We start from the raw sequence: 12,416 nt of genomic DNA, 5'->3' as shown, positions 1-12,416 counted from the left end.
TGTCCTGCCTCACTCCGCGGCGAGCTTTGCCGCCGGCGGCGGCGACCATCCAACGACGCGATTGCGCCCCTGATCTTTGGCCTGGTACAGCGCCTGATCGGCCGCTTTCAGTAAGGCCTCAAATCCCGGCATACTCACGGTCGCGGCCGCAAAGCCGATACTGGCCGTGACCCTGAAATGGACCTCGTCAGCCTTCAACGTGCTGGCGGCGACGGCCTTGCAAATCCGGTCCGCCACGATCCGCGCCTGATAGAGATCGGTCTCCGGCAACAGCATCGCGAATTCCTCGCCCCCGAGCCGGCCGACGATATCGGACGAGCGTTTGCCCTCCAGGCAGGCATTGGCGACCGCGATCAGCGCATCATCACCGATCGCGTGGCCGTAGCGGTCGTTCACCGATTTGAAGTGATCGACGTCGATCATCAACACGGAGATCGGCCGGTAGTAGCGCTGAAACCGGCTCCATTCCGCCGCAGCGAGCGCCATGAAATGGCGGCGGTTGTACAGCCCCGTCATGGAATCGATCGTCGCCAGCTCTTCCATCTGCCGGGCGTTGTGAACCAGATCGGTGACATCGCAATAGGTGATCATCCGGCCGCCGTTCTTCAGGACCGAGCAACGCGCCCGAATGTGCCGGCCGTCGGTGCTTTGCAAATCCCGCAACGGCTCGTTGCCCGCCCGGACAGCGGCGACCCGGCCGGCGCGGAAAGCGTCCAGTTCTTCCGGCGTCAAACCGCGATCGGGTGCCAGCGACGAATTCGCGAGCAGCGATGCATAGGAGGGACGGCGCGCAGCCTGTTCATCGGTGACGCTCCAGTATTGTTGCATCTTGCGGTTGACGAACTGCGCATTGAGATCGCTGTCGAGCAGCACGACGCCTTCCGATAAATTGTCGAGGGCGCCGCGCAAGACTTCCAGTTCGTCCATGTGACGGACAATGTCGGTCACGTAGGTGTAGCTGATCATCCGCCCGCCATTCGGCAGGTTGGCGCATTGCATCCGGACGACGTCACCATTGGTGCGGCGCAGATCGAGCGGCGTGGTGTCGCCTTCCCTGACCAGGCGAACGCGGTTGGCGACGTAAGCGTCGATCTCTGCAGGCGCAATCTCGTAAGCCCTGGTGTCGCGGCCGTGATACATCAGCGCCACGAAAGCCGGATTGCGGTCGGCGACCTCGTCCGGCAAAGCCCACATGCGGCGGAAGGCGCGGTTGATGAATTGGGATTTCAGGTTGGCGTCGAGCAACAAAACGCCGACATCGACCACGTCGAGCGCGGCACGGAGCGCCAGCATCTGGCCACGCATGATCTGATCGGCGCCCTTCGCTTCCTCGGGACCGACCTCTGCGGCTTCTGCCTTGACGTCTGCCGCCGTCTCGAACACGAGGCCGATCTGTTTCTCCGACTGCCACGACCGCTTGCACGGCTGCGGATCGCCCTCACCCGGAATCATCAGATGGAAGTGCTGGGGAATGCCGAGCACGCTCTCCACCTCGATCACGGCGCCGGTGTCGGATATCCGGCGGACGGTGCAGTCGATGGTGGACTGGCCATAATTGGAGATGATCTTGCCGGCCAGGAAGGTCCGGCCTCGAGGCATCGGTTTTTGTTCGGACATGACAGCGTTTTCCAGTTTTGCCTGGTCCGATTAAACGGGCGCATGGTCTAAACTGGCTTAACCTGATGGTTCCGACCGCGCTCCTGCGGACGCCGGCTTCATCCCAATGCTAACGACCGGTTAACGGACCGGCGATTGAAGCCGGCAATCGCCCAGCAAAAAGCCGGCGGTCTTTCGACGCGCCGGCTTCGTTAATGCGTAAAATCCTGGCCGCTCAGACCTTGACCAGCGGCCCCCGCGAGGCCGGCCCATTGGAGCCGCCCCCGCCATTGGGACCGGACTTCGGCTTCCGCGGCGTGGCGCGCTTGCGCGCACCGGGCAGCTTCTCCGGCTTCGGCATCACCGGCCCTTCGACGAACTCGAAGCCGATCTTGTCCCTGCCTTCGGCCTCGTCCTTGATCAGCACGACGCGGACATGGCCGCCACCCTTCAGCCGGCCGAACAGCACTTCATCGGCCAACGGCTTCTTGATGTGCTCCTGGATGACGCGCGCCATCGGACGCGCGCCCATCTGCTCGTCGTAACCATGTTCGATCAGCCAGGCCTTGGCGGGCTCCGACAATTCGATGGTGACGTCGCGATCGGCCAGCTGCGCCTCGAGCTGGAGCACGAACTTCTCGACCACCATGCCGATGACGTCGGCATTGAGATGGGCGAACGAGACGATGGCATCGAGGCGGTTGCGGAATTCCGGCGCGAACTGCCGGTTGATCGCTTCGTGGTCGTCGCCTTCCCGCTTGCTGCGCGTGAAGCCGAAGGCCTGGCGCGCGAGGTCGGCCGCACCCGCGTTGGTGGTCATGATCAGGATCACGTTGCGGAAATTGACCTGCTTGCCGTTGTGATCGGTGAGCCGGCCATGATCCATGATCTGCAGCAGCACGTTGTAGAGATCCGGATGCGCCTTCTCGATTTCGTCAAGCAGCACCACGCAATGCGGATGCTGGTCCACGCCGTCGGTGAGCAGGCCGCCCTGGTCGAAGCCGACATAGCCCGGAGGCGCGCCGATCAGGCGCGACACCGTGTGCCGCTCCATATATTCGGACATGTCGAAGCGGATCAGCTCGACGCCGAGCGACGCCGCCAGCTGTTTTGCCACTTCGGTCTTGCCGACGCCGGTCGGACCGGAGAACAGGTAGGAACCGATCGGCTTTTCCGGCTCGCGCAGGCCGGCACGCGCCAGCTTGATCGACGCCGACAGCGCGTCGATCGCCTTGTCCTGGCCGAACACCACGCGTTTCAGGGTCTGCTCGAGATGCTTGAGCACCTCGGCATCGTCCTTCGATACGCTCTTGGGCGGAATCCGCGCCATGGTCGCGATCGTGGTCTCGATCTCCTTGATGCCGATGGTCTTCTTGCGTTTGTTCTCAGCCACCAGCATCTGCGCCGCGCCCGACTCGTCGATCACGTCGATCGCCTTATCCGGCAGCTTGCGGTCGTGGATGTAGCGCGACGACAATTGCACCGCGGCCTCGATCGCCTCGTTGGTGTATTTCAGCCGGTGGTAATCCTCGAAATAGGGTTTCAGGCCCTTGAGGATCGCGATGGCGTCTTCCACCGTCGGCTCGTTGACGTCGATCTTCTGGAACCGGCGCACCAGCGCGCGATCCTTTTCGAAATGCTGGCGGTATTCCTTGTAGGTGGTCGAGCCCATGCAGCGGATCGTGCCCGATGCCAGCGCCGGCTTGAGCAGGTTGGATGCATCCATCGCGCCGCCGGAGGTGGCGCCGGCGCCGATCACGGTGTGGATCTCGTCGATGAACAGGATCGCGTTCGGATGCGCCTCCAGTTCCTTCAAAACCTGTTTGAGCCGCTCCTCAAAATCGCCGCGATAGCGCGTGCCCGCGAGCAGCGTACCCATGTCGAGCGAGAACACGGTCGCCGCGGCCAGCACTTCCGGCACTTCCGAGTCGACGATGCGCTTGGCAAGGCCTTCGGCGATCGCGGTCTTGCCGACGCCGGCTTCGCCGACGAACAGCGGATTGTTCTTCTGGCGGCGGCACAGCACCTGGATCGCCCGGTTGATTTCGGAATTCCGTCCGATGACGGGATCGATCTTGCCGTCGCGCGCCTTCTTGTTGAGGTTGACGCAGTAGGTATCGAGCGCCTCGCCCTTTTTCTTGGCGTCCTCGTTGCCCTTGGTCTCGGTCTCCTCGTCGACGCCGCGAACCGGCCGCGCTTCGGAAACACCGGGACGCTTGGCAATGCCATGGCTGATGTAATTGACCGCGTCGTACCGCGTCATGTCCTGCTCCTGCAGGAAATAGGCGGCGTGGCTTTCGCGCTCCGCGAAGATCGCGATCAGTACGTTGGCGCCGGTCACTTCTTCGCGACCGGACGACTGGACGTGAATCACCGCGCGCTGGATCACGCGCTGGAAACCGGCGGTCGGCTTGGCGTCGTCGGCTCCGTCCGTCACCAGATTTTCGAATTCGGTCTCAAGATAATTGACGAGGCTGGTGCGCAGCTTGTCGAGATCGACGCTGCAGGCACGCATGACCGCGGCTGCATCCGAGTCATCGATCAGCGACAACAGCAGGTGTTCGAGCGTCGCGTATTGATGATGCCGCTCGTTTGCAATCGCCAGCGCACGATGCAGGGATTGTTCAAGGCTTTGGGAAAAAGTTGGCATTCGCGTCCTCTGTGGCCCCCGGTCATCATGATCGCCATTACCCGGTCAGGCAACAACAACCTTCGTCATCCCGTGTCATATAGTTACGCACGATCGTGGCGAAAGACAGGTTCCGTGAACAGTGGTTTTTCTCTAAACTTTCGCACCACCGCGACACGAGAACCAACCCGAAAAACTACTGGGTTGCCGCCTGCTTCCTCCAGGGCGGAACAATGCAAGACCCGTTCCTTTTAGCCGGTCGCCTTTTAGCCGGTCGGGGCTGGTGCAGTGGCTATTTCTTTTCCATCACGCATTGCAGGGGATGCTGATGCTTGCGTGCAAAATCCATCACCTGCGTCACTTTGGTCTCGGCGATTTCGTAAGTGAACACGCCGCACTCACCGATACCGTGGTGATGGACATGAAGCATGATCTTGGTGGCGGCTTCCGCGTCCTTCTGGAAGAACTTCTCCAGCACATGAACCACGAACTCCATCGGCGTGTAATCGTCGTTCAGGATCAGGACACGATAGAGATTCGGACGCTTGGTCTTCGGCTTGACCTTGGTGATGACCGAGGTCGACGGACCGTTCGTCCCTGCATTGCGGTTTTCGTCATTGCTCATCCGGGGAGCAGAGACGGCTGTCGCGGCCGGCGCGGACGAATAGGCTTTGGAGTTCAACTGCAACATGGCTCAGGCGTTCGACATTCCCATGGGAAACCGGACAGCGCATCATCGCACGCTCGCGAAGGCCCCAAGACGACCACCACAAGGCACCCAGCAACGCTTTCCAGATCGCCGCTCCCGGTCCGATCCAGCGGCGGATCGGCAATTGGAATATGGGTCCAGTTGCAGACCACCGCAAGCGCATCAACGCTGCCCTGCCGCGCCCGCAACCGGCCCGAATCCCGGGGTCCGGCAATCCAGGCAAGGTTAATCGTTTCCGTCGGATTTGACAAAGGAAGGCCCCTGCCCGTTTAGCGGTCCTTGAGCATAGGAGGCAGTTCTGGCCACCGGTTTGCCGATACATGGGCTTTGACCCGTTTTTGCGGGAACCAGTTTACCACCTGTTTAGCTGCCCAGGCCGAAATACCGCTAGAAACCACTATTTCGGTGAGAGCCATGCTCAATACAGCCATTTTCAGTCGGGTTCGTAAGGCCGCCGGGCGTTTTGCCAAGGCCGATCAGGGCAACATCGCGGTTCTGTTTGCCATCGCCGCCGTGCCGATCATCAGCTTCGTCGGCGCCGCGATCGACTATACCCGTGCCAACAGCGCCCGGTCGTCGATGCAGGCTGCCCTCGATTCCACCGCCCTGATGGTGGCGAAAGACCTGGCGGACGGAACCATCAAGGCCTCGGATATCAACACCAAGGCGCAGGACTATTTCAAGGCGCTCTACACCAACACCGATGCCAGGGAGGTGACGGTCACGGCGGAATATACCGCCAACACCGGCAAGGGCTCGACCATCAAGATCAATGGCTCCGGCAACGTGCCGACAGAGTTCATGAAGGTCGCCGGCTTCCCGAAACTCGGCTTCGACACCAGTTCAACCTCGCTCTGGGGCAACGTCCGCATGCGGGTGGCGCTTGCGCTCGACGTCACCGGATCGATGAAGGACGCCGGCAAGATGGCCGCGATGCAGCCGGCCGCCAAAGCCCTGATCGACCAGATCGGCGCCCTCGCGAAAAATACCGGCGACGTCTACATCTCGCTGATCCCCTTCGCCAAGGACGTCAACGTCGGCGCCAGCAACTCCGAACAGTCGTGGATCGAGTGGAGCGAGTGGGAGGCTGCGAACGGCAAGTGCAGCGGCAAGAACTCCGGGAACTATCCTACAAAAAGCTCCTGTGAATCGGCCGGCAGGACCTGGACGGCGAAGAACCACGATAACTGGAACGGCTGCGTGACCGACCGCGATCAGGACTACGATACCAAGAACACGACGCCGACCTCCGATTATCAAACCAAGTTCTACGCCGAGCAATACGATGCGTGCCCAGCGGCGTTGATGCCACTCACCACCGACTTCGCCGCGCTCAAGACCAAGATTGATGCGCTTGTTCCGAACGGCGGCACCAATCAGCCGATCGGCTTCGCCTGGGGATGGCAGTCGCTCACCCAGGGCGCGCCGCTCAATGCACCGGCCGAAGATGCCAATTATACCTACAAGAAGGTGCTGATCGTGATGTCCGACGGTTTGAACACCCAGGATCGCTGGCCGTCATACGGCAACGGCCAAGTCCAATTCGATGGCGCCATCGACGCCCGCCAGAAAATCCAGTGCGACAACATCAAGGCTAACGGCGTCATCATTTACACGATGCATGTCAACACCGACAGCAAAGTTCCGACCTCCGCCATTCTGGCATATTGCGCGAGCGGCGCCGACAAGTTCTCTACCGTGACCTCCTCGAGCGAGATTGCGACAGCCTTCACCGCAATCGGCACGTCGCTCTCCAAACTGCGCGTCGCGAAATAACCGCCGCCGCAACCGGCAGGACAACAACGCAAAACGAAAAAAGCCCGGCCGTAACGGCCGGGCTTTTTGTTTTGGAAGGTTTGGCGCAGCGCTTAAAGCGTTTTCGAGCGAAGTGGATACCGATTCGCGTAAAGAAAACGTGTCAAACAAAGAGTTTAGTGCGTGGCGGGAGCGAACTTCGCGACCAGGCCTTCGTAGGGCTTGAAGGTCTGCTTGGCCAGATCGGTATAGAGGCCGGCAATCTTCTGCGTCTCGGCGACAAAGGTCTCGTAGGACGAGCGGGCGAATTCGGTCTGGGCTTCGATCGCCTTGTCCACCGACTTCACGCCGGACAGCTTTTCAACAAACGACTTGGTGTCTTCGAACGACTTCTTGGCGTAGTCGCCATAAGCGGTCGCAATCGCCTGAACACCGCTCTGCAGGTTGCTCGCGGACGCGGCGACCGTTTCGAGATGCTCTTTTCCGTAGCTCTGAATGTCTTCAACCTTGACCATCTTGGAGTCCTTTCCCAGACTGAATGTAATTAATCGCCGGGAGGTCCCGGCTCCCTGACCACCCCTCCCTTATAGTGCAACGCACAATGTCTGTCAAGGAATCTTGTGCACCGCACAAATATCGACGATTAACGCCAAACACCGGAGTGTTACGCAACGGTTACTTAACCTTTTGGAAACTCGCGCCGCCTAACCTGATTCCCGGACGTGTTCGCCTTCCGACAGACAGATTGAAAGCTGTTTGTGAACAACACCTTAGCTAGAACAGCGACCTGATCGGCCAGCCGGGCCCCAATTGCAGCCTGGCTAAGCGCTTCGAACAGGGAAGCGTCACTGGGCCGATGGGCACAATTTCGCCTCACGAACCGGTGATCAAGACAGAAATTGGGACGGGGAAGTAAATGCTTCGTACAACTTTAGCTTCCTCGCGCATCTTGCGAGTTTGCGTTCTCGGGCTGGTCACTCTCACCACTGCAGTCATCTACACCAGCGACAGCGCAGAAGCCCGCCGCTACCGCCAACGCCACCATGCCCGGCACCACGCCGCCGTGGCGAGCTATAGCCCGCAATTCGCTTCCATCATCGTCGACGGCAATTCCGGCGCCACGCTCTCCTCCAACAATCCCGACGCCCTCCGTCGTCCGGCCTCGCTGACCAAGATCATGACGCTCTACCTGCTGTTCGAGCAGCTCGAGCGCGGCAAGCTGAAGCTGGATTCCGAACTGGAAGTGTCCTCGTATGCTTCCCAACAGGCACCGACCAAACTCGGCCTGAAGCCCGGCCAGACCATCAAGGTCGAAGACGCCATCAAGGGACTGGTGACGCGCTCCGCCAACGACGCCTCGGTCGTGATCGCGGAAGCCATTGCCGGCGATGAAGATGAATTCGCCAAGCTGATGACGCGCAAGGCGCGCGCGCTCGGCATGACCAAGACGGTCTATCGCAACGCCAACGGCCTGCCGAACGACGAACAGCTCACGACCGCGCGCGATCAGGCAACGCTGGGCCGCGCGATCCAGGAACGCTTTCCGCGCTACTATCGCTACTTTGCGACCAGCGTATTCAACTATCGCGGCCAGGCGATCCGCAACCACAATCGCCTGCTCGGCAATGTCGAAGGCGTCGATGGCATCAAGACCGGCTACACCCGCGCGTCGGGCTTTAATCTTGTCAGCTCGATGCGGCGCGGCAACCGCCATCTGATCGGCGTGGTGCTTGGCGGCCGCAGCGGCGGATCGCGCGACGCCACCATGCGCACCCTGCTCGCGGAAAACCTCGACAAGGGTGCGACCATCCGCACCGCCGCCGCCATCACCGAACGCAATTCCGCTGAGGCCAGCGTCGAGGTGGCCGAAGTCGCCAGCACGCCGCGCCCGACCGAGGCGGTCCAGGCCAACAACGCCGCCACGGCCTCCGAGCCCAGCATGGCCGCAATGCAGGCGACGCGCAGCGTCGCCCCGGCCAAGCCCTCGCTGATGGCCGCAGCCGCAGCCGCCCTGCCGGCGCCGCAGCCCAAACCCGAACAGTCCAAGTTCGCGGCGCAGGCCAAGCCCGAACCGGCCCCGCTGACCAGCGGTGTGATTCAGACCCAGGCGATATCGGCGATCCCCGGCTCGGCCGAGCCGATGAAGCCGGTCAAGGTCAAGACGGTTCAGGTCAAGGCCGGCGCGATGAAGCTGGCTTCCGCCGGCCCGTCCCAGCCTGTTGCCCCGCCGATCACCAGCGCGATTGCGCCCGTCCGCCCGGAAGTGGCGGAGACCTCCAGCGCCGTCGTGGCGCGGGCTGAGCCGAGATCTGAAGCCATCAAGCCTGAGGTGATCAGGCCCGAAATGGCCCGTGCCGAACTGCCGCCGCAGCCCGCCAATCACGGTACCGGGCATGGCGTACTCGGCGTGCTCCCCGCCTCCAGCGTGCCGTCTGCCCCCGTGCAGGCACTCGCCTATGTCCAGCCACAGACCGTCCAGCAGAACGGCGCCATCAAGCCCGCGGCCACCGTTACCCATACCGGCTGGATCATCCAGGTCGGCGCGCTGGAAAGCGAAAGCGAAGCCCGCACCCGCCTCGATCAGGCGCGCAATCAGGCCCGTGGCCTGCTCGGCAAGGCCGATTCCTTCACCGAGCCGGTCGTTGCCAAGGATAATCGCAAGCTGTTCCGCGCCCGCTTCGCCGGCCTCGAGCGCGATCAGGCCGAGGCGGTCTGCAAGACGCTGAAGCGCGCCGACATCTCCTGCATCACCGTTCGTAACTGACCTTCTCTCTCTTGTTCGCAAAGCCGGCGCCGCAAGCGCCGGCTTTGTTGTTTCCAGAGCACAGTTGCAGACGCCGTGCGGTCGCTGGCGGCAAATCGAACCTGCGCAAACTTCTCGTCAAGAATTTACGGTTAAGTTTTCCGGAATGAAGGATCGACCACGCCGGAAAATGGCGGGCGACACGGGGCATCAACCAGAGAATAGGGCAGCGGCAGCTCTCGGTTTGTAGCGTTTGGTAGCGTTTGCCGGAGTTAGCTGAGATGCGCGCGAAGCAGAGTATCCTTGGCCTCGTTTACACGGGCGGCGAGGTACGTCGAGCCCCCTTGATCGGGATGCAGTTTCTTCATCAGGGCGCGGTGCGCCCGGCTGATGTCGTCACGCCCCGCCCCCGGCTGCAGGCCAAGGATCTGATAGGCCTCCTCGTCCGTCATTTTGCCGCTCGGCGGCGCGCGGCGTTGCCCCCCTGCCGCGTCGCCCTGCGCGTTCTGACGCCAGGCGGGAAACCGGCGGTCCAGATAGCTTTCAAGTAACGCGACGCTTTCGGCGTCGAAGCCGGACATGATCGTCGTCAGCTGCGCCAGGTCGAACTCGTCGAGCGAGCGGCCGGCATAGGGCCCATCGACGATCTGGCCCGACAGGGCGCCGCTGTCGTGATCGAGGCTCATGTCGAGAAACTGCGATCGCACGCGCGAGGTCTGTCCGGGCGAGCGCTGCGTGCCGCCGCCGAATATCCCGCCGATATTGCTGAAGCCCGACGGGCCGAACGGCGACCAGCCGAGCAGTCCCGCTCCGAAGATGCCGAGCGGGATCGCCACCGCCAGTTCGCCCCTGAGCCCGGTGAAGGCCGCGACCGCCAGCGCGATGATGCCGCCGCCGATCTTGAGCAGCCGCGCGAGCACGACCGGATTGGCCGCACGAAACATCTGCAGCAGCAAATAAAGCAGGACAACGGCGACGACACCGGCAATCAGGGTTGGCATGGGCCCAATATAGTCGCCCCGGCGGCAAAAAGCATGGCGATCCGCACCTGAAGAGCCAAGCTGGCGATCATTTCATCTGGCCGATCAGCTTGGCCGCGCCGCTTCCGGTCTTCGACAGCCGCAGCAGCGCTTCGCGTCCGCCGGCGGCATAGGCCGCTGCAGCTCGCAACAGCTCGCGCAACTGGGCCGCGGCGCCGGGATCGAACCTGCACCATGCCCCGCCGGTGAGGCGCGCGATCTCACGGAACGCGTGCTCGGCCGCAACGTCGTGGCCTTCCTGGAACATGAACACGGGCACCTTGAGCAGGCCGAGTTCACCGGCCTTGGCGCAGAGGTCGTCGACCGACTCTTCCATGGCGTCGCCGACGAACACTACGGCGCGCACGGCGGAAGCGACCGCCTCGCGGCGGGCTTCCGAGAGCACCTTGCCGATCTGGGTATTGCCGCCCTGGCAATCGATCTTGGTCATCAATTTAGCGAGTTGCGCCGAGTCGGAGATCCATCCCGTCGCGCGGCATTCATTGAGGCCGCGGTAGTAGACCAGGCGAATGTCGAGGCTGCCGAGCGAAGCCGCTTCGCGAAACATATCGGCCTGCAGCGCGCAGGCCATGTCCCAGGTCGGTTGCCGGCTCATGGTGGCGTCGAGCGCGAACACCAGCCTGCCCTTTGCGCCGGTCCGGTGCGGCGACATGGCGCGAGCCTTGGCGACAAAGGCAGCGATGTCTTCGGCCGCCGAGGGCCGGGCTTCCGGCAACGGAGAGCTGCGCGATTGAGGTTTCTGCGCCGAGAAGACGTCGGCGGGAGATTTCGGTTTGGTGGGTTCGCCGGCCATGAGCGCTCGCAATTGCAGCAGGCTCTATGTGGGGCTGACTATAAAGGGCGTCAATGCACCCGGTCGTGATCCGCCGGGATCAGGCAGCGGAAGCGTTAACAGCGGAGCCGTTAGTTGGTCGCCGACTTGATGGTCGGTGGGTTGCTGGCCAGCGGCACCGGCCCCGGATTGCTCACGAGCGGATCCGGCACCTTGGTCGGCACCGGCTTCAGCACACTGCTGTCGGTGTTGTCCGCGATGAACTTGTCGAGCATCGTCTGGATCGACGACTTTGCCGCATCGGGCCCGGTATCGCGCATGTCGTTGTGCTGGTAGCCGGTGTTCACGACTGTAATACCGGCCTTCTCGCACTGGTCGTCATCCGGCACGACGCCCGGATCCGGCTTGAACTGCGTGTCTTTCGAGCGGAACGACAGGATCTTGAACTTGCCGTCGGTCAGGAACGGCACGCGCAGATTGTCCAGCGTCACCACCTTCTTGATCTCGTCGGGATATTGCTTGGCGAAATACATCGAGATATCGCCGCCCATCGAGTGCCCCACCATGGTCACCCTGGCGTAGTCGGCGTTGGGCAGGACCTTCTTCATTTCCTCGATGGCAAAATGGATGTTGGCGACGCCGCGCTGAATTTGCGGCAGGCGGCCGACATAGAGTTCGCCGACCTTGGTCACCATCGGCGGATCGGTCGGCAGATCATGCTGCGGGCTGACCGCAAGATAGCCGCGCGCGGCGAACGCGTTGGAGAGGAACGAATACTCGGTATGCTTGACGGTGTTGCCGTGATTGATGATCGCAACCGGCAGCGTGATCATGCCGGCATTGGCCTGCATTTCCTTGTCGCGCCGAACGGCGATATTGACCGCGACCAAACGATTGTCTCGCGCCGGATCATGGAATGCGATGGTCTCGTGACGGATCGCCCACTTGCTCGCGGTAAAATACGCGACCGCAACCAGTACGGTAAGTGAAAGCAGAACGGCAATTCCACGTTTCATCGGCGTCCTCGGGGCCCCGGTAGGGGCTATGTCAGTCTCAAGACTCTTCGGCCTCGTTCTTGATGATATATGTCACAGCGGCGTGACATAAAGTCCAAATGTTGTGAATTGAGCGCCTGATCGTTGTGCGATGCACCCATCCATTGTGCAGTTGCT

9 protein-coding genes are annotated in these 12,416 nt (G+C 62.0%); 2 read left to right on the top strand and 7 right to left on the bottom strand.

The window, feature by feature from the left end; all coding sequences use genetic code 11:
- Nucleotides 1-9 precede the first annotated feature (9 nt).
- The 3 genes from JQ597_RS21595 to clpS all read right to left on the bottom strand — a co-directional run bounded on the left by JQ597_RS21595 (nt 10) and on the right by clpS (nt 4,850).
- Nucleotides 10-1,617, bottom strand: a complete 1,608-nt coding sequence (locus JQ597_RS21595) for a sensor domain-containing diguanylate cyclase (protein ID WP_249148084.1) — start codon at nt 1,615-1,617, stop codon at nt 10-12.
- Between the two features lie 214 nt (nt 1,618-1,831).
- Nucleotides 1,832-4,246 (bottom strand): ATP-dependent Clp protease ATP-binding subunit ClpA, encoded by a 2,415-nt coding sequence (clpA, locus tag JQ597_RS21590; RefSeq protein WP_212266230.1) that lies wholly within the window; start codon nt 4,244-4,246, stop codon nt 1,832-1,834.
- A 271-nt stretch (nt 4,247-4,517) separates the two neighbouring features.
- Nucleotides 4,518-4,850, bottom strand: a complete 333-nt coding sequence (gene clpS / locus JQ597_RS21585; RefSeq protein WP_192733729.1) for an ATP-dependent Clp protease adapter ClpS — start codon at nt 4,848-4,850, stop codon at nt 4,518-4,520.
- 498 nt (nt 4,851-5,348) lie between these two features.
- On the opposite strand from clpS, the gene JQ597_RS21580 reads away from it, so the two are divergent.
- Complete coding sequence (locus JQ597_RS21580) at nt 5,349-6,710, top strand: TadE/TadG family type IV pilus assembly protein (RefSeq protein ID WP_212266228.1); 1,362 nt, start codon at nt 5,349-5,351, stop codon at nt 6,708-6,710.
- A gap of 155 nt (nt 6,711-6,865) precedes the next feature.
- Here the strand turns inward: JQ597_RS21580 and JQ597_RS21575 are convergent, their stop codons facing one another.
- A complete protein-coding gene (locus tag JQ597_RS21575) occupies nt 6,866-7,204 on the bottom strand; it encodes a phasin family protein (RefSeq protein WP_212034912.1) in 339 nt (112 codons plus the stop codon).
- Between the two features lie 401 nt (nt 7,205-7,605).
- Between JQ597_RS21575 and JQ597_RS21570 the strand changes: the two genes are divergently transcribed.
- Complete coding sequence (locus tag JQ597_RS21570; RefSeq protein ID WP_212266226.1) at nt 7,606-9,453, top strand: D-alanyl-D-alanine carboxypeptidase; 1,848 nt, start codon at nt 7,606-7,608, stop codon at nt 9,451-9,453.
- 251 nt (nt 9,454-9,704) lie between these two features.
- On the opposite strand, the gene JQ597_RS21565 is transcribed toward JQ597_RS21570, so the two are convergent.
- From JQ597_RS21565 to JQ597_RS21555, 3 genes are all read right to left on the bottom strand, one after another.
- Nucleotides 9,705-10,433, bottom strand: a complete 729-nt coding sequence (locus JQ597_RS21565) for a DnaJ domain-containing protein (protein WP_212266224.1) — start codon at nt 10,431-10,433, stop codon at nt 9,705-9,707.
- A gap of 67 nt (nt 10,434-10,500) precedes the next feature.
- On the bottom strand, nt 10,501-11,265 hold the full coding sequence (locus JQ597_RS21560; RefSeq protein WP_212034909.1) for a VWA domain-containing protein: 765 nt from the start codon (nt 11,263-11,265) through the stop codon (nt 10,501-10,503).
- Between the two features lie 110 nt (nt 11,266-11,375).
- Complete coding sequence (locus tag JQ597_RS21555; protein ID WP_211995998.1) at nt 11,376-12,260, bottom strand: alpha/beta fold hydrolase; 885 nt, start codon at nt 12,258-12,260, stop codon at nt 11,376-11,378.
- Nucleotides 12,261-12,416: the final 156 nt, after the last annotated feature.

The sequence above is a fragment of the Bradyrhizobium sp. AUGA SZCCT0177 genome (genome assembly GCF_018130125.1).
GTDB lineage: Bacteria > Pseudomonadota > Alphaproteobacteria > Rhizobiales > Xanthobacteraceae > Bradyrhizobium.
This window is presented reverse-complemented; position numbering and strand designations above follow the sequence as displayed.

What these genes read in the sequence shown, in the direction of transcription:
- JQ597_RS21595 (WP_249148084.1), bottom strand. Translation starts at nt 1,617, where the DNA reads ATGTCCGAACAAAAACCGATGCCTCGAGGCCGGACCTTCCTGGCCGGC.
- clpA (WP_212266230.1), bottom strand. Translation starts at nt 4,246, where the DNA reads ATGCCAACTTTTTCCCAAAGCCTTGAACAATCCCTGCATCGTGCGCTG.
- clpS (WP_192733729.1), bottom strand. Translation starts at nt 4,850, where the DNA reads ATGAGCAATGACGAAAACCGCAATGCAGGGACGAACGGTCCGTCGACC.
- JQ597_RS21580 (WP_212266228.1), top strand. Translation starts at nt 5,349, where the DNA reads ATGCTCAATACAGCCATTTTCAGTCGGGTTCGTAAGGCCGCCGGGCGT.
- JQ597_RS21575 (WP_212034912.1), bottom strand. Translation starts at nt 7,204, where the DNA reads ATGGTCAAGGTTGAAGACATTCAGAGCTACGGAAAAGAGCATCTCGAA.
- JQ597_RS21570 (WP_212266226.1), top strand. Translation starts at nt 7,606, where the DNA reads ATGCTTCGTACAACTTTAGCTTCCTCGCGCATCTTGCGAGTTTGCGTT.
- JQ597_RS21565 (WP_212266224.1), bottom strand. Translation starts at nt 10,433, where the DNA reads ATGCCAACCCTGATTGCCGGTGTCGTCGCCGTTGTCCTGCTTTATTTG.
- JQ597_RS21560 (WP_212034909.1), bottom strand. Translation starts at nt 11,265, where the DNA reads ATGGCCGGCGAACCCACCAAACCGAAATCTCCCGCCGACGTCTTCTCG.
- JQ597_RS21555 (WP_211995998.1), bottom strand. Translation starts at nt 12,260, where the DNA reads ATGAAACGTGGAATTGCCGTTCTGCTTTCACTTACCGTACTGGTTGCG.